Origin of the sequence: Pseudomonas fluorescens (genome assembly GCF_902497775.2) — a bacterium.
Classification (GTDB): domain Bacteria; phylum Pseudomonadota; class Gammaproteobacteria; order Pseudomonadales; family Pseudomonadaceae; genus Aquipseudomonas; species Aquipseudomonas putida_F.
In genome coordinates, this window is record NZ_OZ024668.1 from 4,539,284 (window position 1) to 4,557,866 (window position 18,583).

An 18,583-nucleotide genomic window follows, 5' to 3' on the forward strand; every position below is an offset into this window, starting at 1 on the left:
ATGCAGGATGAGTTCAACGACCCGCTCTGGCGCCAGGTCGTCTCCGGCGCGCAGATGCTCTTCGTCGCCTTCGGCGCGCTGGTATTGATGCCGCTGATTACCGGCCTCGACCCCAACGTCGCGCTGTTCACTGCGGGTTTGGGAACTCTGCTGTTTCAGGTGGTTACCGGCCGTCAGGTGCCGGTGTTCCTGGCTTCGAGCTTTGCCTTCATTACCCCGATCATCCTCGCCAAGGGCCAGTTCGGCCTGGCCGAAACCATGGGCGGGGTCATGGCGGCAGGCTTCGTCTACACCTTCCTCGGCCTTGCGGTGAAAATCAAAGGCACCGGCTTTATCGACCGCCTGCTGCCACCGGTAGTGATCGGCCCGGTGATCATCTCCATCGGCCTGGCCATGGCGCCGATTGCCGCCAACATGGCCATGGGCAAGGCCGGTGACGGCGCCGAGTTGCTGCCTTACAGCACCGCCATGATGATCTCCATGCCGGCGCTGCTGACCACCCTGATCGTCGCGGTATTCGGCAAAGGCATCTTCCGCCTGGTGCCAATCATCGCCGGCGTGCTGGTAGGCTTTGCCCTGTCGTTCTACTTTGGTGTGGTCGACACCGCCAAGATCGCCGCCGCCCCCTGGCTGGCCCTGCCGCACTTCACCGCGCCAGCGTTCAACTGGCAGGCGATCCTGTTCATCGTACCGGTAGCCCTGGCGCCTGCGATCGAGCACATCGGCGGGGTGATTGCGGTAGGCAGCGTGACTGGCCGCGACTACCTGAAAAAGCCTGGCCTGCACCGCACCCTGCTCGGTGACGGCATCGCCACCACCACCGCCGGCCTGTTCGGCGGGCCGCCCAACACCACCTACGCCGAAGTGACCGGCGCGGTGATGCTGACCAAGAACTACAACCCGAAGATCATGACCTGGGCGGCAGTCTTTGCCATCACCCTGGCCTTCATCGGCAAGTTCGGCGCGCTGCTGCAAAGCATTCCGGTACCGGTAATGGGCGGCATCCTCTGCCTGCTGTTCGGCTCGATCGCGGCGGTGGGCATGAACACCATGATCCGGCACAAGATCGACCTCAGCGAGGCGCGCAACCTGGTGATCGTTTCGGTGACCCTGGTGTTCGGTATCGGCGGCGTGCTGATCGGTAGCGGCACCGGCCCGGATGACTGGGGCCTGAAGGGCATCGCCCTGTGCGCCGTGGTGGCTATCGCGCTGAACCTGCTGCTGCCGGGTAACGACAGCTGGAAGAACAAGGCGCTGGACGATCAGTTGCCTTGATCTGAAATCCATCACGGGGCAAGCCCGCTCCTACTGTAGGAGCGGGCTTGCCCCGCGATGAGGCACTCAAGCCTTTTCGCACATCCCCTTCAACGCCTGCACCCATTGCGGGTGATCATTCAGGCACGGCACCAGCACCAACTCCTCGCCACCCGCCTCGACAAACTGCTCACGCCCACGATCACCGATCTCCTCCAGGGTCTCGATGCAGTCGGCGACAAACGCCGGGCACATCACCAGCAGCTTTTTCACGCCTGACTTGCCCAGTTCATCCAGCCGGGTTTCGGTGTAGGGCTCGATCCACTTCGCCCGCCCCAGCCGTGACTGAAACGACACCGACCACTTGCCATCGGGGATGCCCATTTTTTTCGCGAACGCCTGAGCGGTGCGCAGGCACTGGCCGCGATAGCAGACTGCAAGCATCTCGGGCGACGCGTCACGGCAGCAATCAGCGTCCTGCAAGCAATGCTTGCCGGTGGGGTCGAGTTTTTTCAGGTGCCGCTCGGGCAGGCCATGGAAGCTCAGCAGCAGGTGATCGTAATCCTCCTGCAGATAAGGCTGCGCGCTGGCCACCAGGGCATCGATGTATTCAGGCTTGTCGTAGAACGGCGGCAGAATCGCCATCTCGAGCGGCAGCTTCTGCTCGGCAATCACTTGCCTGGCCTGTTCGATGACCGTGGTCACCGTGCTGTCGGCAAACTGTGGGTACAGCGGCGCCAGGGTGACCTTCTTCACGCCTTGGCTGGCCAGGCGCGCCAGTACCGTCGGCAACGAAGGCTCGCCGTAGCGCATGGCGATTTCCACCGGACCGTGGCTCCACTGCTCGCGCATGGCTGCCTGCAGGCGGCGGGTCAGCACCACCAGCGGCGAGCCCTCGTCCCACCAGATCGAGGCATAGGCGTGGGCCGACTGCTCCGGGCGCTTGATCAGGATCAGCGATACCAGCAAACGCCGCACCGGCCACGGCAGGTCGATGACATAGGGGTCCATGAGAAACTGATTGAGGTACCGGCGCACGTCGGCGACAGAGGTGGAGGCCGGTGAACCCAGGTTGACCAGCAGCAAAGCGTGATCGGTCATGCAACGTCCTATTTCAGAGGCGGCTGGACAGTTCATCCAGGGCCGATTGCAGATCATTGAAGCGGAAGGTGAAACCGGCAGCCAGCAAACGTACCGGCCGCGCCCGTTGCCCACCCAGCAGCAGGGTCGACAACTCGCCAAGCCCGGCCTTGAGCACCAGCGCCGGCAGCGGCATGAACGCCGGGCGATGCATGGCCCGGCCCAGACGCCTGGCAAACTCGCGGTTGCGCACCGGCTCCGGGGCGCAGGCATTATAAGGACCGCTGGCATCCTTGTGCTGCAAGAGAAAATCAATCAGGGCGATCTGGTCGTGTATATGGATCCACGGCATCCACTGGCGACCATCGCCGATAGGCCCGCCCAGCCCCAGTTTGAACGGCAGGCGCAGGCGCGACAAAAAGCCGCCCTCGCTCGACAGCACCAGGCCGGTACGCACCAGCACCACACGGATCCCCAGCGGCTGCGCGGCCATGGCAGTTTCTTCCCAGGCGATGCACAGCTGACTGGCAAAATCCTCCTTGACCGGCTGCGAGGCTTCGGTGAGTTCACGCTCGCCACCATCGCCATACCAGCCTACCGCCGAGCCCGAGATCAGCACCTCGGGGCGCTGCTGGCGCCTCTCCAGCCACGCCAGCAGTTGCTCGGTCAAGGTGATACGGCTGGCCCAGAGCAAGGCGCGACGGCTGGAGCTCCAGGGCCGATCGGCGATCGGCGCACCGGCCAGGTTGATCAGCGCATCCACGCTATCGTCATCGTCCAGCTCATCGAGACGGGCAATGCCGCGCACGCCAGCACCACATAACCTGCCCACCTGCTCAGGGCGTCGACTCCAGACCGTCAACCGATGCCCCTGGGCCAGCCAGTGCTGACACAGGTGTTGGCCGATCAACCCGGTACCGCCGGTCAGCAATATATGCATGGCTGTGTCCTCACATGGCGCGCCAGTGGTCTATTTTTAACAACAAGGCACTTTTTTGACCGATCGCTCTCGGATAAACATAGGCCAACCTGTGGTAACGAGCGGAATCATCTTATACAAGATTCATGCATTGTACAGGTTTGCCGAGCAGCGTAGTCTGCAACCATCAGGTTCGAAGAGGCCATCATGACTGTACCAATTGCCATCATCGGGGCCGGTATCGCCGGCCTGTCCGCCGCCCAGGCGTTGCAAAAGGCCGGGCAGACCGTTCACTTGTTCGACAAGGGCCACGGCAGCGGCGGGCGCATGGCCAGCAAGCGCAGCGATGCAGGTGCCCTTGATCTTGGCGCCCAGTACTTCACTGCCCGCGACCGGCGCTTCGTCGACCAGCTCCAGCAATGGGTGGCCGCTGGCTGGGCAGCCGAGTGGAAGCCGCAGCTGTACCAGTATCAGGATGGCGTGCTCAGCCCCTCCCCCGACGAACAGACGCGCTGGGTCGGCGTACCGCGCATGAGCGCCATTACCCGCGGCCTGCTCAAGGATGTCACGGTGAATTTCAGTTGCCGCATCGCCGAGGTCTATCGCGGCCAGAAGTACTGGCACCTGCAGGACACCGACGGTTGCAGCCATGGCCCTTTCAGTCGGGTGGTGGTGGCGGTTCCGGCGCCCCAGGCAACCCCGCTGCTGGCCTCTGCGCCCAAGCTCGCCGCAGCGGCCGCCGGTGTCCAGATGGACCCGACCTGGGCGATTGCCCTGGCCTTCGACACCCCGCTCGACACCCCGATGCAGGGCTGTTTCGTGCAAGGCAGTGCCCTCGACTGGATGGCACGCAACCGCAGCAAACCCGGACGCGATGAGCACATGGACACCTGGGTACTGCATGCCACCTCCAGCTGGAGCAAGCAACACATCGACCTGGCCAAGGAGGCCGTGATCGAACAGCTATGGGGCGACTTCGCCGAATTGGTCGGCTGCGTGGTGCCGGCGCCGAACTTCTCCCTCGCCCACCGCTGGCTCTATGCCCGCCCGGCCAGCAACCACGAATGGGGCGCCTTGGCCGACGCTGATCTGGGTTTGTATGCCTGCGGCGACTGGTGCCTGTCCGGCCGGGTCGAAGGCGCCTGGCTCAGCGGCCAGGAAGCTGCCCGACGCCTGCTGGAACACCTGGAGTAACACCTTCTGGGGCCGCTTCTGGCCAGCCCCTCCCGACGTTTTTCGACACCCTGCACAAAGGCTGTACAAGTAATTTGACTTGCATAGGTTTATCTCTATGATGGGATTTACCTGTACATAATTATATTTTTGTACAATCTTTTTTCAGGATCTGTTCATGGACGCTCGTGACCTGCCGCGCAAACCCCGCATCGCTGTCAGCGCCTGCCTGATCGGTCAAGAGGTACGCTTCAACGGCGGCCACAAAGCCTCGCGGCTGTGCAACGAGATCCTCAGCGAACATTTCGATTTCGTCCCGGTCTGCCCAGAGGTCGCCATCGGCCTGGGCGTGCCGCGTGCACCTATTCGCCTGGTTGGCGACCCTGCCGACCCGCAGGCCGTCTGCAGTCGCGACCCCGGCCTGGATTTGTCCGGCCCGCTGCGCGCCTATGGTCAGCAGATGGCCAAGGACCTCGACGACATCTGCGGCTACATCTTCATGCACAAATCACCCTCCTGCGGCCTGGAGCGGGTCAAGGTCTACCAGGCCAATGGCTACCCGGCGCGTGAAGGCGGCCGTGGGCTGTTCGCCGCCGCATTCTGTGAACAACGGCGCGACCTGCCAGTGGAGGAAGATGGCCGGCTCTGTGATCCGGTGTTGCGCGAGAACTTCATCACCCGGGTGTACGCCTACGCCGACTGGCAACAGGTGATTGCCAATGGGATCAGTCGCGGCGCCCTGATCACTTTTCATGCCCGCTACAAATATCAGCTGATGGCGCACAACCCGCAGCAATACAAGACCCTGGGCAAGCTGTTGGGTAGCATGAGCCGTGACGACGACCCCGAAGTACTCGCCCCGCATTATTTCAGCCAGCTGATGCAGGCCCTGCGTCGCTGCGCCAGCCGCGGCACGCACAGCAACGTGCTGCTGCACCTGAGCGGTTACCTGCGCGATGCCCTGAGCCGCGACGACAAGCAGGAAATCCAGCAACTGATCGCTCAGTACCATGCTGGGGTAGTGCCGCTGGTGGTGCCACTGACCCTGCTCAAGCATCACTTGCGCAACCACCCCGACCCGTATCTGGCGCAGCAGGTGTACCTGCAACCGCACCCGGAAAACCTGAGTCTGCGCAATGCCATCTGAAGCCCTGCTGCCGATCCGCGAGGTGACACGCCTGACCGGAGTCAACCCGGTCACCCTGCGCGCCTGGGAACGCCGTTACGGTTTGATCGTGCCGCAGCGCACCGGTAAGGGCCATCGCCTCTACAGCCAGGAAAACGTCCAGTGTATCCAGCAGATTCTCACCTGGCTCAACCGCGGCGCTGCGGTCAGCCAGGTCAAAACCTTGCTGGAGACCCCACCCTGTGAAGCGCAGTCGCCGGGCAGTGACTGGCAAAACCTGCGCGAGCAACTCAAGGACGCAATCGCCGCCCTCGCCGAGCGCCGGCTTGAGCAACAGCTGAACCAGGCCATGACCCTATACCCGGCGGCAACGCTCTGCGAACAGCTGTTGATGCCGTTGCTTGCCGATCTGGAACTGCGCTGGCAGGGCCAGTTTGCCGCGGGCCTTGAGCAAGTGTTCTTTCATTCCTGGCTGCGCAGCAAACTGGGCACGCGGATCTACCACAACAACCATCAACTTGGCGGCGCCCCGTTGCTGCTGGTCAACGGCTCGGACCTGGCCTTCGATCCACGGCTGTGGCTGTGCGCTTGGCTGGCGAGCAATGCCGGGTATCCGGTGCAGGTGTTCGACTGGCCGCCGCCCGGCAACGAGCTGAGCCTGGCGGTCGCCCAACTGCAGCCATGGGCGTTGCTGCTGAGCCTCGACAAGTCACTCGACATCAGTCGATTGCAACGCAACCTGGCCAACGTCGAAATTCCGAAACTCCTGTGTGGCCGCGCAGTCAGCATTCATAAGCATGCCCTGCAGGCCTGGACGGACGAGACGCTGTTTGCCCTCGACTCGCCCCAGGCGGCGCTGCACTGCCTGCAACAACTCAGTGGGCGCACGCCTGAACACCACCGTCAACGGTAAAGGAACACCATGCAACTGATCTGGCTGCGCAGCGACCTGCGCGTACTCGACAACACTGCACTGGCAGCGGCCTGCGAACGCGGCCCGACCCTGGCGGTGTGGCTGATCAGCCCCGGACAGTGGCAGAGTCATGACGATGCGCCATGCAAGGTCGACTTCTGGTTGCGCAACCTGCAAAGCCTGAGCACAGCGCTGGCGCAATTGAACATTCCCCTGTTGATCCGCCACGCCGACACCTGGCAACAGGCGCCGCAGACCCTGCTGAAACTGTGCCGTGAGCATCAGGTCCAGGCGGTGCATTTCAACGAGGAATATGGCGCCAATGAGAGCACCCGCGACCAGGCGGTACAGACCGCCCTTGGTCAGCAAGGCATCGCCGTGCACGGCTATCTCGACCAGTTGCTGTTCAGGCCCGGCAGCATCCTGACCCGCAGCGGCGGCTACTTTCAGGTCTTCAGCCAGTTCCGCAAGGTCTGCTACGAGCGCCTGCACCTGGGCTTGCCGCCCCTGGCCAACGTGATCAAGGCGCAATCGTCGACAACGGTCGCCAGCGACCCGGTGCCTGATGAAGTTGCCGGTTTCAAGGCACCCACACAGTCCTTGCGCGCGCACTGGCCAGCGGGTGAAGAAGAAGCACAGCGCCGCCTGCAACGCTTCATCGACGAATGCGCCGAAGACTACCAGGTGCAGCGTGACTTCCCCGCAGTCGCCGGTACCAGCCAGTTGTCAGCCTACCTGGCAGCCGGGGTGATCTCGCCGCGCCAGTGCCTGCATGCCGCGCTAAACCACAACTTCGGCGAGTTCGACAGTGGCAACCGCGGCCTGGTGACCTGGATCAACGAGCTGCTCTGGCGGGAGTTCTACAAGCACATTCTGGCTGGCTACCCGCGGGTTTCGATGCACCGTGCCTTCCGCCGGGAAACCGAAGCCCTGCCCTGGCGCCATGCGCCGGACGAACTCGAGGCCTGGCAGCAAGGGCAGACCGGTATCCCGATCATCGATGCGGCCATGCGCCAATTGCTCGCCACCGGCTGGATGCACAACCGTCTGCGCATGATCGTCGCCATGTTCCTGACCAAGAACCTGCTGATAGACTGGCGCGAAGGCGAGCGCTTCTTCATGCGCCACCTGATCGATGGTGATCTGGCCGCCAACAACGGCGGCTGGCAATGGAGCGCATCAACCGGTACCGATGCCGCGCCGTACTTTCGTATTTTCAATCCGCTCAGCCAGTCGCAACGCTTCGATGAAGGCGGTAGCTTCATTCGGCAATGGCTGCCGGAACTGGCGGAACTGGATGAAAAAAAAATCCACAACCCAGTGATTACTGACGATCTTTTTGCTTCTATTCTTTATCCACAGCCCATTGTGGACCTCGGCAGCAGTCGCCAACGTGCGTTGGATGCATTCAAGAATTTACCCACGCGGCAGGAAGAGAGGGCAGTAAGGTGAGCGAACCCATCGCGCGTAAGGTGTGGGTCACCGGCGCAGGCAGCGGCCTGGGCCTTGCGTTGGTGCAGCAACTGCTTGAGCAAGGCTGGAAAGTCGCTGCCAGCGGACGCGCATCGCCTGAATTGAAGGGACTGTCGCAGCTCAACCCCGAGCAGTTGTTGTTGCTTGACGGCAATCTGGATGATGGCGTGCAGGCGGTGCAAGCCGGCCAGCAACTCCAGGCTCACTGGGGCGCCCTCGATTGCCTGCTGGTGAATGCCGGCACCTGCGATTACCTGGACGCCAGCCTCCCGCCGACGGCAATTTTCGAAGCCATCGCCAGCAGCAATCTGAGCGCCTCGATCCACTGCCTGAACGTTGCTGTGCCGTTATTGGAAAAAGGCCAGGCGCCGCAAGTCCTGGCGGTGCTCAGCCGCTATTCGGCGCTGCAACTTTATGAGCCAAGCCAACCGGCAACGCCGGACAACAACCTGGCACAGGTGTTTCGCGCTGAGCGACAGATGCTGGAGAGCAAAGGCATCGCCTTGACCGTGGTCGCGCCCCAGGCGTTGAAAATGCCGCTGGTGGCGGTTCAGGTCCGGCCTGAACAGTGGACGCCGCAAAGCGCCGCGGATGTGATCATCCAGCGACTGCCAGAGCGTGCCCCTGAGCTTCTGCTCGAAGCCCTCAATCTCAACAGCCTCTGGCCACTGCCCGAACAACCTGCAAGCCCTGTGTAAAGCACAGGGCTTGATGCAGGATCAGAGCGGCATGCGGTAATGCAGCGAGTAACTTTCCACCCCATCGTTGGGCGTTTTCAGCCCGGCGTTGGAATAGTGGATCGCGCGCACGCCAACTTCATGTCCGCCAGCGAAGCGCAGACCAAAGCCGATACGGTCTTCGAACTGGAAAGAAGAGCCCAGCTTGCTGCTCTCGACTTCGGTACTGGAGAACGCGGCGACACCAATTCCGGCTTCGATATAAGGTTTGACCGACTCACCGGCGAACTCGTAAACGAACACCGGCGCAAATGACAGGCTGTGGTTACTTGCTGTCTCGTCGCCATCCCAAAAGGTGTAGGCACCATCCCAATAGCCGGTGATACGGCCTACGCTGGTTTGCCACCAGCTAGCATCCCAGTTCGATTGCAGACCGAGGCGATAGGTCATGGTCGAGTCGCCGGTCTGCCCGACCGAGAACGACACGTCCGCCGCTTGAGTTGTAAAAGATTGCCCCAGGGTTACGGCTGCAAGCGCAGCCAAGCAAAGCAGTTTCTTCATGAGAAACGTCCTTTTTCCTAATGCTGTTGTTGGTTTTTCTGTCTCACCAGACAATAAATAGAAATCGACAGCGTTGCGTTAGTTCAGTCAATGTTGAGTGCTTTTCACACTTTTTTCACATTGGGAAGCTTCGCACACTGTCAGACTTATTCCACAACATTGGAAGGATGTTTCGCAAATGTTCGGGGCTGGCACTGGTCCAGAATTGCGCATCACGCGCCGGCCCGGCGGCCAGAAGTTCACGCTCACCCAGCAAGCGCTGCAACTGCCGGGCGACCGCAGCGCCGGTATCGATGATGGCTACCGAGGCCGGGATCATTTGCGCCAGCAAAGGCTTGAGGAAGGGGTAATGGGTGCAGCCCAGGATCAGGGTGTCGCAACCAGCATCGAGCAAGGGGGTTACATAGCCTTGCAGCATCTCGCGCACTACCGGGCTGTTCAGGTCGCCCGCCTCGATACACTCCACCAGGCCCGGGCAGGGCTGGGTGACGACGCGCACGTCATTGGCAAAGCGATCGAGCAAGGCGACGAATTTGGCGCTCTGCAAGGTACCGGTGGTGGCCAGCACTCCGACGACACCGCTGCGGGTTGCCGCCGCGGCGGGTTTTACCGCCGGCTCCATCCCTACTATCGGCCAGCGCGGATACTGTTCGCGCAAATCAGCCACCGCCGCCACTGTCGCAGTATTACAGGCCAGGACCATGGCCTTGGCGCCTTGTGCACGGAAGAACTCGGCGACCATCCGGCAGCGCTGACGGATGAACTCCGGCGACTTCTCGCCATAGGGAATGTACCCGCAGTCGCCGACGTACAGCAGCGACTCGTTGGGCAGCAGGCGCTGGATCTCGGCCAGCACCGACAGGCCGCCGACTCCGGAATCGAAAACGCCGACCGGCGCCGCCGCAACGTCAGCCATGATGCTTGCCACACACGCTGCAGCCCGGGTCACGCTTGACCCGCAGCTCACGGAAGCGACTACCGAGGGCATCGATCAGCAGCAAGCGCCCTACCAGCGGCTCACCGAAACCGGCCAGCAGCTTCAGCGCCTCAAGTGCTTGCAGGCTGCCGACCAGCCCGACCAGCGGGCCGAGGACACCGGCTTCGCTGCAGGTCAGCTCGGCTTCGCTGCCATGCCCGTATAGGCAGTGATAGCAGGGGCTATGCGCAAGACGCGGGTCGAACACCGACAACTGCCCTTCCAGGCGAATGGCCGCGCCGCTGACCAGCGGCTTGCCGTGGGCGACACAGGCAGCATTGACCGCTTCGCGGGTGGCGAAGTTGTCCGAGCAATCCAGCACCAGGTCCACGGCCTTGACCGCTTCGGCCAGGGAGTCTTCATCGAGGGCACTGCGATGGGCCTGCAGGGTGATTTCAGGGTTGATCGCCGTGAGGCGGGCAATCGCCGAATCGACCTTGCTCAGGCCTACCGAGGCACTGTCGTGCAATACCTGGCGCTGCAGGTTGGTGACGTCCACCGTGTCGAAATCGGCCAGGTGCAGCTCGCCGACACCGGCCGCTGCCAGGTACAGCGCCACTGGCGAACCGAGGCCACCGAGACCGACGATCAACGCCCGGCTGTTTTTCAGGCGTAGCTGACCGTCGATGTCCACCTGCGCCAGGAGGATCTGCCGGCTGTAGCGCAACAGCTCCTGGTCGGTCAGCACGACAGCCGTCCCAGGGTGATGCGCTCGTGGCCGTTGAGGTCGAGGCGGCTTTCGATCTGCTCGAAATCATGTTTGGCCAGCAGCTCGCGCACGGCGGCGGCCTGGTCATAACCGTGCTCGAGCAGCAGCCAGCCAGCGGGCAGCAGGTGCTCCGGCGACTGGCTGACGATGCTGCGCAGATCGTCCAGCCCGTCTGCGCCGGAGACCAGCGCACTGCTTGGCTCAAAGCGCACATCACCAGCCACCAGGTGCGGGTCGGCGGCAGCAATGTACGGCGGGTTGCTGATGATCAGCTCAAAGCGCTCGCCGGCCAGGGCATCGAACCAGTGGCTGCTGCGCACTGTGACATTGTTCAGTTGCAGGCGCTGGCGGTTGCGCTCGGCCAAAGCCACGGCTTCGAGCACGCGGTCGACGGCGGTGACCTGCCACAGCGGACGTTCACTGGCCAGGGCCAGGGCAATCGCGCCGGTGCCGGTGCCCAGGTCGAGCAACTTGACGGCGCTGGCCGGCAGCAACCGCAGGGCGGTTTCGACCAGCAGTTCGGTTTCTGGCCGCGGGATCAAGGTATGCGGGGCCACCTCCAGGTCGAGGTTCCAGAACCCCTGCTGCCCCAGAATGTAGGCCACCGGCTCGCCGGCGCGGCGGCGTTGCAGGTAGTCGGCAAAGGTCAGCGCCGCTTCGCTGGTGACAATACGCTCCGGCCAGGTGTGCAGGTAGCTGCGCGACTTGCCGATGGCCGCAGCCAACAGCAGTTCGATATCCAGACGCGCCGTCGGCGAATCTGGCAGCTGCGCACCGCGGAGCAAGCTGGCAATAATCGTCATTTACTCACCCAGTGCAGCCAGTTGATCCGCCTGGTACTCGGCCAGCAACGGCTCGATTACCGCGTCCACCCCACCGGCCAGAACGTCATCCAGGGAATACAGGGTCAGGTTGATACGGTGATCGGTCACCCGCCCCTGTGGATAGTTGTAGGTACGAATTCGTTCGGAACGATCACCCGAGCCAACCAGCAGCTTGCGCTCGCTGGCCATGGCATTCTGCGCCGCGCTGGTCTGGATGTCGTTGAGCTTGGCCGACAGCCAGGACATCGCCCGGGCCCGGTTCTTGTGCTGGGAACGTTCTTCCTGGCACTCGACGACGATGCCCGTGGGCAAGTGGGTGATGCGGATCGCCGAGTCAGTCTTGTTGATGTGCTGACCACCGGCACCGGAGGCGCGGTAGGTGTCGACACGCAAGTCCGCCGGGTTGATCTCGATCGCCACCTGCTCATCAGGCTCCGGCAGCACCGCCACGGTGCAGGCCGAGGTGTGGATACGGCCCTGGGACTCGGTCTCGGGCACACGCTGGACGCGGTGGGCGCCGGACTCGAACTTCAGCTTGCTGTAAACGCTGTCGCCTTCGACCCGAGCAATGATTTCCTTGTAGCCGCCGTGCTCGCCTTCGTTCTCCGAGAGAATCTCCAGGCGCCAGCCGCGTTTCTCAGCGTAACGCGAATACATGCGGAACAGGTCGCCGGAGAAGATCGCCGCTTCATCACCGCCGGTACCGGCGCGGATTTCCAGGAACACGTTGCGCCCGTCGTTGGGATCCTTGGGCAGCAGCATACGCTGCAGCTGGTTTTCCAGCAGCGCCAGTTGCTCCTTGGCTTCGCGCACTTCGTCCACCGCCATTTCGCGCAGGTCCGGGTCGCTGTCCTTGAGCAACGCCTGGGCACCGGCCAGGTCATCCTGGACCTTGCGCCACTGCGCGTAGGCAACGGCTACCGGCTCGACTTCGGCATATTCACGGGAATAGGCGCGAAAGCGAGTCTGGTCGCAAATGACCTCGGCATCGCCCAGCAGGGCGGTCAGTTCCTCGAAACGGTCCTGGAGCGTGTCCAGTTTATTGAGCAGCGACGCTTTCATTGCGGGGTTTTATCCGTCGAACCCTCGGAGAGGGCAAAGAGTTCCTGGGCCATGGCCAGCGCATCGAGGCGGCCTTCGGCAGAGAGCTTTTTCAGCTGCACGCTGGGCGCATGCAGCAGTTTGTTGGTCAAGCCACGGGCCAGTTGCACCAGCACGTCGTCGGCACTGGCGCCATTGGCCAGCAGGCGCTGGGCCTTTTGCAGCTCTTCGTCGCGCAAGCGTTCGCTCTGCTGACGGTAAGCCTTGAGTACATCCACCGCCGCCAGCTCGCGCAGGCGCAGCATGAAATCTTCGGCGCCCACCGAAACCAGTTCTTCGGCGGCCTGGGCAGCGCCCTGGCGGCTCTTGAGGTTCTCGGCGACCACTTCGTGCAGGTCATCGACGGTGTACAGGTACACGTCATCGAGCTCGCCAACCTGCGGTTCTATATCCCTCGGCACAGCGATGTCGACCATGAAGATCGGCTTGTGCCGGCGCTGTTTCAGGGCGCTTTCCACCGCGCCCTTGCCGAGGATCGGCAACTGGCTGGCGGTGGAACTGATGACGATATCGCTGTTGACCAGCTCCTGGGGAATGTCGGCCAGCAGCACCGCATGGGCGCCGAACTGTTCGGCCAGGGTGCTGGCGCGCTCCAGGGTCCGGTTGGCGACGACGATGCGCCGCACGCCCTGCTCGTGCAGGTGACGGGCCACCAGGGTAATGGTTTCACCGGCGCCGATCAGCAGCGCCTGGCTGCGGCCCAGGTCACTGAAGATCTGCTTGGCCAGGCTCACGGCGGCAAAGGCCACCGACACCGGGTTTTCACCGATGGCGGTATCGGTACGCACCTGCTTGGCGGCGCTGAAGGTGGCCTGGAACAGGCGCCCGAGCAGCGGGCCGATGGTGCCGGCTTCGCGGGCCACGGCGTAGGCCGATTTCATCTGCCCGAGGATCTGCGGCTCACCCAGCACCAGCGAGTCGAGGCCCGAGGCCACCCGCATCATGTGCCGCACGGCATCGTGATCTTCATGGATGTAGGCACTGGCGCGCAGTTCATCCAGGCTCAGCTGATGATATTCGGCCAGCCAGCGCAGGATGCTCTCTGCAGCCAGGTGGTCCTGCTCTATATAAAGCTCGCTGCGGTTGCAGGTCGAAAGGATCGCGGCTTCGCGGCTGGCGGTCAGTCGGCAGAGCTGCTGCAAGGCGTCCACCAACTGCTCAGGGGTAAACGCCACGCGCTCGCGTACGTCTACCGAGGCAGTCTTATGGTTGATACCGAGGGCAAGAAAGGCCATGCAAGGTCGCTGATTGTGACGAGAAGCCGATAATTGTCCTACTTCGCAGAGCGCAGAACAACCACCGCTCGCTATTGTCTCTATAGTCTACCCCTACCGAGACCTTCGCTTATGGGTTTGCCCCGGCGCTTGTGTCATGATGATCCGACCGCTGGTAAGCCGCCCAAATCCCGATTATGAATAGATCCTACGCGTTGCTCCTTGCCCTTGCCTTGCTCCAGGGCTGTCAGACCCTGGCCCCGGATTCACCGGATGCCAAGGCGCCTGCAGATGCCGCCCCGGTGCAACCGGCCAAGCCTATCGTCTACGGGTCGTTCAGCCAGGACACCGTGTACAGCCTGCTGAGCGCAGAACTTGCCGGCCAGCGCGATCGCTTCGATATCGCCCTGGACAACTATGTCAGCCAGGCGATCAAGACCCAGGACCCGGGCATTTCCGAGCGCGCCTACCGCATCGCCGAATACCTCGGCGCCGACCAGGCCGCGCTGGACACCTCGCTGATCTGGGCGAAAAACGATCCGGACAACCTCGACGCCCAGCGCGCCGCTGCCATACAGCTGGCCCGTGGCGGTCGCTATGACGAGTCGATGGCGTTCATGGAGAAAGTCCTCCAGGGCCAGGGCGACACGCACTTCGATTTCCTCGCCCTGTCGGCGCTCGAAACCGACCCGGACACCCGCGCCGGTTTGCAAAACAGCTTCGACCGCTTGCTGGTGAAATACCCCGACAACGGTCAACTGGTGTTCGGCAAGGCCCTGCTGCTGCAACAGGACGGCAAGGCCCAGGCCGCCCTCGACCTGCTCGAAGCGCACCCGCCCGAGGCTGGCGAGATTGCCCCGGTGTTGCTGCGCGCCCGCCTGCTGCAAGGCCTGGACCGCGGCAAGGAAGCCCTGCCGTTGCTGCAAAAAACCATTCGCCAGTACCCCGACGACAAGCGCCTGCGCCTGACCTACGCGCGCATGCTGGTTGAGCAAGATCGCCTGGCCGATGCCAAGGCCGAGTTCGTCAGCCTGGTCCAGCAGTACCCGGATGACGACGAGCTGCGTTACTCGCTGGCCCTGGTCAGCCTGGAAACCAAGGACTGGGACGAAGGCGCCGGCTACCTCGAAGAGCTGATCGCCCGCGACAGCCATGTCGATGCCGCGCACCTGAACCTGGGCCGCATCCACGAGGAGCGCAACGACCCCGAAAGCGCCCTGAACGAATATGCCCTGGTCGGCCCCGGCACCGACTACCTGCCGGCGCAGCTGCGCCAGGCCGATATCCTTATCGCCAATGGCCGCAGCAGCGAAGCTTCGCGGCGCTTGGCCGCAGCCCGTGACGCCCAGCCCGACTACGCCATCCAGTTGTACCTGATCGAAGCCGAAGCCTTGGGCAGCAATGACAAGAATGCCCAAGCCGAGCAGGTGCTGCAGCAAGCGATCAAGCAATACCCGGACGACCTGAACCTGCTGTACACCCGCGCCATGCTGGCGGAAAAACGCAACGACCTGGCACAGATGGAAAAAGACCTGCGCAGCATCATCAGCCGCGAGCCGGAAAACGCCATGGCCCTCAACGCCCTGGGCTACACCCTGGCCGACCGCACCAGCCGTTACGCTGAAGCCAAGACCCTGATCGACAAGGCACACCAGATCACCCCGGACGATCCGGCGGTGCTCGACAGCCTCGGCTGGGTCAACTACCGCATGGGCAACCTCGATGAAGCCGAACGCCTGCTGCGCCAGGCCCTCGAACGCTTCCCCGACCACGAAGTCGCCGCCCACCTGGGTGAAGTGCTCTGGGCCAACGGCAAGCGCCGCGAAGCCCGCCAAGTCTGGGCCAAAGGCTTCGAAGCCCAGCCCGACAGCCCTATCCTGCGCAAGACCGTCCTGCGCCTGACCGGATCCGAGACTCTATAAGCCTATGTTTTTGCGCCACTGCATCACCTTCTGCCTGATCGCCCTGCTTGCCGGCTGTGCCGGCTTCGGCTCCCGCGAGGCCCTGCGGGGCGAAGGGAGCCCCCAACTGTGGCGCGAGCACAAGCAACAACTGAGCACCCTCGATGGCTGGCAGATCAACGGCAAGGTCGGTATCCGCGCGCCGAAAGACTCCGGCAGCGGCACGCTGTTCTGGCTGCAACGCCAGGATTACTACGACATCCGCCTGTCCGGCCCGCTGGGTCGGGGCGCCGCACGCCTGACCGGGCGCCCCGGCGGCGTCACCCTCGAAGTCGCCAACCAGGGTCGCTTCGAGGCGCAAAGCCCGGAAGCCCTGCTCGAAGAACAACTGGGCTGGGAGCTGCCGGTTTCGCACCTGGTCTGGTGGATTCGCGGCCTGCCCGCCCCCGACAGCAAGAGCCAGCTGACCCTCGATGGCGACAGCCGCCTGGCCAGCCTCAAGCAGGATGGCTGGGACGTGCAGTACCTGAGCTACGCTGAACAGAACGGCTACTGGCTGCCCGAACGCATCAAGCTGCACGGGCAAAACCTCGACGTGACCCTGGTGGTCAAGGACTGGCAACCTCGGCGACTGGGCCACTGATCTATGAACACTGCAACCCTGACCCTGCCGGCACCGGCCAAGCTCAACCTGATGCTGCACATTCTGGGTCGCCGCCCTGACGGCTACCATGAGCTGGAAACCCTGTTCCAGTTTCTCGACCACGCCGACGAACTGTCCTTCGCCCTGCGCGAAGACGGTGAAGTTCGCCTGCTCAGCGAGATCGACAACATTCCCCATGACAACAACCTGATCGTCAAGGCCGCGCGCAAGCTCAAGGCCCTGACCGGCTGCAGCCAGGGCGTGGATATCTGGCTGAAAAAGATCCTGCCCATGGGCGGCGGCATTGGCGGTGGCAGCTCCGACGCCGCCACCACCCTGCTCGGTCTCAACCATTTGTGGCAACTGGGCTTGAGCGAAGACCAACTGGCCGAACTGGGTCTGAGCCTGGGCGCCGACGTGCCGGTTTTCGTGCGCGGCCATGCGGCGTTCGCCGAGGGCGTGGGCGAGAAGCTGACCCCGGTCGACCCCGAAGAGCCCTGGTACGTTGTGCTGGTCCCGCAAGTATTTGTTAGCACAGCAGAAATTTTTTCAGATCCGCTGTTGACACGTGATTCCTTGCCCCTTAAGATGCGCCCCGTTCCCAAGGGAAACAGTCGAAATGACTGCCAACCGGTGGTAGAGCAGCGTTACCCAGAGGTACGCAAATCGTTGAATTTGTTAAACGAATTCACTGACGCTCGGCTTACCGGCACTGGAAGTTGTGTGTTTGGGGCCTTCCCAAACAAAGCTGAAGCTGATAAAGTTTTGGCCCTTCTTGCAGAGACCCAAACAGGGTTTGTAGCTAAGGGAAGCAACGTTTCGATGTTGCATCGCAAGCTGCAGAGTCTGCTCTAGGAATCGAGTACCAGGTACTCGCAGCAACAGATACAGGGGCGTCGCCAAGCGGTAAGGCAGCAGGTTTTGATCCTGCCATGCGTTGGTTCGAATCCAGCCGCCCCTGCCATTTTCCTTATACTCATCCAGGTATACCCTCAGCCTTCAGGTACTGCGCGTGTCCAAGATGATGGTCTTTACGGGGAACGCTAACCCCGATCTGGCTCGGCGTGTCGTACGTCAGCTGCATATCCCACTGGGTGATGTTTCTGTCGGAAAGTTCTCCGACGGCGAAATCAGCACTGAGATTAATGAAAATGTTCGTGGTAAGGACGTTTTCATCATTCAGCCGACTTGCGCGCCAACCAACGATAATCTGATGGAACTGGTAGTGATGGCCGATGCCTTCCGCCGCTCCTCAGCTTCCCGAATCACTGCCGTGATTCCTTACTTCGGATATGCCCGCCAGGATCGCCGTCCGCGTTCGGCGCGTGTAGCTATCAGCGCCAAAGTCGTCGCTGACATGCTCACCGTCGTAGGTATCGACCGTGTTCTCACCGTCGACCTGCACGCTGACCAGATCCAGGGTTTCTTCGATATTCCGGTAGATAACATCTACGGCTCCCCCGTTCTGGTGGATGACATCGAAGACCAGCGTTTCGAGAACCTCATGATCGTGTCCCCGGACATCGGCGGCGTCGTGCGTGCACGTGCTGTTGCCAAGTCCCTGGGCGTTGATCTGGGTATCATCGACAAACGCCGTGAAAAGGCCAATCACTCCGAAGTGATGCATATCATTGGCGACGTCGAAGGACGTACCTGTATTCTCGTCGACGACATGGTCGACACCGCCGGCACCCTGTGCCACGCGGCCAAAGCCCTGAAAGAACACGGCGCTGCCAAGGTTTACGCCTACTGCACGCACCCTGTCCTGTCGGGTCGGGCGATCGAGAATATCGAGAACTCCGTGCTGGACGCACTGGTGGTGACCAACACCATCCCGCTGTCCGCTGCAGCACAAGCCTGTGACCGTATCCGTCAACTGGATATCGCACCGGTTGTTGCCGAGGCGGTTCGCCGCATCAGCAATGAAGAATCGATCAGCGCGATGTTCCGCTGAGGGTTTTACCCTCGCGAATCTCTCGTTGACGAAAAGCGCCCCGCCCCAACACTGGTTGTTGGGGCGGGGCTTTTTTGCCCACCCC

18 protein-coding genes and 1 tRNA gene are annotated in these 18,583 nt (G+C 62.5%); 11 read left to right on the plus strand and 8 right to left on the minus strand.

Annotation, left to right across the window (positions count from 1 at the left end; all coding sequences use genetic code 11):
• A complete protein-coding gene (locus tag F8N82_RS20965; RefSeq protein WP_038997158.1) occupies positions 1 to 1,275 on the plus strand; it encodes a uracil-xanthine permease family protein in 1,275 nt (424 codons plus the stop codon).
• Between the two features lie 66 nt (positions 1,276 to 1,341).
• Here the strand turns inward: F8N82_RS20965 and hemH are convergent, their stop codons facing one another.
• Together hemH and F8N82_RS20975 are read right to left on the minus strand one after the other, a co-directional pair.
• A complete protein-coding gene (gene hemH / locus F8N82_RS20970; protein ID WP_038997160.1) occupies positions 1,342 to 2,355 on the minus strand; it encodes a ferrochelatase in 1,014 nt (337 codons plus the stop codon).
• A 13-nt stretch (positions 2,356 to 2,368) separates the two neighbouring features.
• Positions 2,369 to 3,274: a TIGR01777 family oxidoreductase gene (locus F8N82_RS20975; protein WP_038997161.1), complete on the minus strand. Its 906-nt coding sequence runs from the start codon at positions 3,272 to 3,274 to the stop codon at positions 2,369 to 2,371.
• A gap of 186 nt (positions 3,275 to 3,460) precedes the next feature.
• On the opposite strand from F8N82_RS20975, the gene F8N82_RS20980 reads away from it, so the two are divergent.
• From F8N82_RS20980 to F8N82_RS21000, 5 genes are all read left to right on the plus strand, one after another.
• Entirely contained in the window at positions 3,461 to 4,447 is a 987-nt protein-coding gene (locus F8N82_RS20980; RefSeq protein WP_038997163.1) for an NAD(P)/FAD-dependent oxidoreductase, read from the plus strand.
• Positions 4,448 to 4,604: 157 nt separating this feature from the next.
• Positions 4,605 to 5,573: a YbgA family protein gene (locus tag F8N82_RS20985; protein WP_038997164.1), complete on the plus strand. Its 969-nt coding sequence runs from the start codon at positions 4,605 to 4,607 to the stop codon at positions 5,571 to 5,573.
• Positions 5,563 to 6,465 (plus strand): MerR family transcriptional regulator, encoded by a 903-nt coding sequence (locus F8N82_RS20990; protein ID WP_052251586.1) that lies wholly within the window; start codon positions 5,563 to 5,565, stop codon positions 6,463 to 6,465. The genes F8N82_RS20985 and F8N82_RS20990 overlap by 11 nt, the downstream gene beginning before the upstream one ends.
• Positions 6,466 to 6,474: 9 nt before the next feature.
• Positions 6,475 to 7,917 carry a deoxyribodipyrimidine photo-lyase gene (gene phrB, locus F8N82_RS20995; protein ID WP_038997166.1) on the plus strand — a complete coding sequence of 481 codons (1,443 nt, stop codon included), beginning with the start codon at positions 6,475 to 6,477 and terminating at the stop codon, positions 7,915 to 7,917.
• The gene (locus F8N82_RS21000; RefSeq protein ID WP_038997167.1) at positions 7,914 to 8,636 is read left to right on the plus strand and encodes an SDR family NAD(P)-dependent oxidoreductase; all 723 of its coding nucleotides are present in this window, start codon (positions 7,914 to 7,916) and stop codon (positions 8,634 to 8,636) included. The genes phrB and F8N82_RS21000 overlap by 4 nt, the downstream gene beginning before the upstream one ends.
• Positions 8,637 to 8,657: 21 nt before the next feature.
• Here the strand turns inward: F8N82_RS21000 and F8N82_RS21005 are convergent, their stop codons facing one another.
• The 6 genes from F8N82_RS21005 to hemA form a co-directional block, all read right to left on the minus strand.
• On the minus strand, positions 8,658 to 9,176 hold the full coding sequence (locus F8N82_RS21005; RefSeq protein ID WP_038997168.1) for an acyloxyacyl hydrolase: 519 nt from the start codon (positions 9,174 to 9,176) through the stop codon (positions 8,658 to 8,660).
• Positions 9,177 to 9,291: 115 nt separating this feature from the next.
• Complete coding sequence (gene murI, locus F8N82_RS21010; RefSeq protein WP_038997169.1) at positions 9,292 to 10,092, minus strand: glutamate racemase; 801 nt, start codon at positions 10,090 to 10,092, stop codon at positions 9,292 to 9,294.
• Positions 10,085 to 10,840 (minus strand): molybdopterin-synthase adenylyltransferase MoeB, encoded by a 756-nt coding sequence (locus F8N82_RS21015; RefSeq protein ID WP_038997170.1) that lies wholly within the window; start codon positions 10,838 to 10,840, stop codon positions 10,085 to 10,087. The genes murI and F8N82_RS21015 overlap by 8 nt, the downstream gene beginning before the upstream one ends.
• Positions 10,834 to 11,664 (minus strand): peptide chain release factor N(5)-glutamine methyltransferase, encoded by an 831-nt coding sequence (gene prmC / locus F8N82_RS21020; protein ID WP_038997171.1) that lies wholly within the window; start codon positions 11,662 to 11,664, stop codon positions 10,834 to 10,836. Before prmC ends, F8N82_RS21015 begins: the two co-directional genes overlap by 7 nt.
• Positions 11,665 to 12,747, minus strand: coding sequence for a peptide chain release factor 1 (gene prfA / locus F8N82_RS21025; protein ID WP_038997172.1), 1,083 nt, complete (start codon positions 12,745 to 12,747; stop codon positions 11,665 to 11,667).
• On the minus strand, positions 12,744 to 14,021 hold the full coding sequence (gene hemA, locus F8N82_RS21030) for a glutamyl-tRNA reductase (RefSeq protein WP_038997174.1): 1,278 nt from the start codon (positions 14,019 to 14,021) through the stop codon (positions 12,744 to 12,746). The genes prfA and hemA overlap by 4 nt, the downstream gene beginning before the upstream one ends.
• A gap of 176 nt (positions 14,022 to 14,197) precedes the next feature.
• Here hemA and F8N82_RS21035 point away from each other — a divergent pair, with 176 nt between their 5' ends.
• From F8N82_RS21035 to F8N82_RS21055, 5 genes are all read left to right on the plus strand, one after another.
• Positions 14,198 to 15,922, plus strand: a complete 1,725-nt coding sequence (locus F8N82_RS21035; protein WP_038997175.1) for a tetratricopeptide repeat protein — start codon at positions 14,198 to 14,200, stop codon at positions 15,920 to 15,922.
• Between the two features lie 4 nt (positions 15,923 to 15,926).
• Entirely contained in the window at positions 15,927 to 16,544 is a 618-nt protein-coding gene (gene lolB / locus F8N82_RS21040) for a lipoprotein insertase outer membrane protein LolB (protein WP_038997176.1), read from the plus strand.
• Positions 16,545 to 16,547: 3 nt separating this feature from the next.
• Complete coding sequence (ispE, locus tag F8N82_RS21045; RefSeq protein WP_038997177.1) at positions 16,548 to 17,399, plus strand: 4-(cytidine 5'-diphospho)-2-C-methyl-D-erythritol kinase; 852 nt, start codon at positions 16,548 to 16,550, stop codon at positions 17,397 to 17,399.
• Between the two features lie 34 nt (positions 17,400 to 17,433).
• Positions 17,434 to 17,508 (plus strand) — tRNA-Gln (locus F8N82_RS21050).
• A 48-nt stretch (positions 17,509 to 17,556) separates the two neighbouring features.
• Positions 17,557 to 18,498: a ribose-phosphate pyrophosphokinase gene (locus F8N82_RS21055; RefSeq protein ID WP_010225730.1), complete on the plus strand. Its 942-nt coding sequence runs from the start codon at positions 17,557 to 17,559 to the stop codon at positions 18,496 to 18,498.
• Positions 18,499 to 18,583 lie beyond the last annotated feature (85 nt).

What these genes read in the sequence shown, in the direction of transcription:
- phrB (WP_038997166.1), top strand. Translation starts at nt 6,475, where the DNA reads ATGCAACTGATCTGGCTGCGCAGCGACCTGCGCGTACTCGACAACACT.
- F8N82_RS20965 (WP_038997158.1), top strand. Translation starts at nt 1, where the DNA reads ATGCAGGATGAGTTCAACGACCCGCTCTGGCGCCAGGTCGTCTCCGGC.
- hemA (WP_038997174.1), bottom strand. Translation starts at nt 14,021, where the DNA reads ATGGCCTTTCTTGCCCTCGGTATCAACCATAAGACTGCCTCGGTAGAC.
- prfA (WP_038997172.1), bottom strand. Translation starts at nt 12,747, where the DNA reads ATGAAAGCGTCGCTGCTCAATAAACTGGACACGCTCCAGGACCGTTTC.
- F8N82_RS20990 (WP_052251586.1), top strand. Translation starts at nt 5,563, where the DNA reads ATGCCATCTGAAGCCCTGCTGCCGATCCGCGAGGTGACACGCCTGACC.
- prmC (WP_038997171.1), bottom strand. Translation starts at nt 11,664, where the DNA reads ATGACGATTATTGCCAGCTTGCTCCGCGGTGCGCAGCTGCCAGATTCG.
- F8N82_RS20975 (WP_038997161.1), bottom strand. Translation starts at nt 3,274, where the DNA reads ATGCATATATTGCTGACCGGCGGTACCGGGTTGATCGGCCAACACCTG.
- F8N82_RS21005 (WP_038997168.1), bottom strand. Translation starts at nt 9,176, where the DNA reads ATGAAGAAACTGCTTTGCTTGGCTGCGCTTGCAGCCGTAACCCTGGGG.
- murI (WP_038997169.1), bottom strand. Translation starts at nt 10,092, where the DNA reads ATGGCTGACGTTGCGGCGGCGCCGGTCGGCGTTTTCGATTCCGGAGTC.
- lolB (WP_038997176.1), top strand. Translation starts at nt 15,927, where the DNA reads ATGTTTTTGCGCCACTGCATCACCTTCTGCCTGATCGCCCTGCTTGCC.
- hemH (WP_038997160.1), bottom strand. Translation starts at nt 2,355, where the DNA reads ATGACCGATCACGCTTTGCTGCTGGTCAACCTGGGTTCACCGGCCTCC.
- F8N82_RS21035 (WP_038997175.1), top strand. Translation starts at nt 14,198, where the DNA reads ATGAATAGATCCTACGCGTTGCTCCTTGCCCTTGCCTTGCTCCAGGGC.
- F8N82_RS20985 (WP_038997164.1), top strand. Translation starts at nt 4,605, where the DNA reads ATGGACGCTCGTGACCTGCCGCGCAAACCCCGCATCGCTGTCAGCGCC.
- F8N82_RS20980 (WP_038997163.1), top strand. Translation starts at nt 3,461, where the DNA reads ATGACTGTACCAATTGCCATCATCGGGGCCGGTATCGCCGGCCTGTCC.
- ispE (WP_038997177.1), top strand. Translation starts at nt 16,548, where the DNA reads ATGAACACTGCAACCCTGACCCTGCCGGCACCGGCCAAGCTCAACCTG.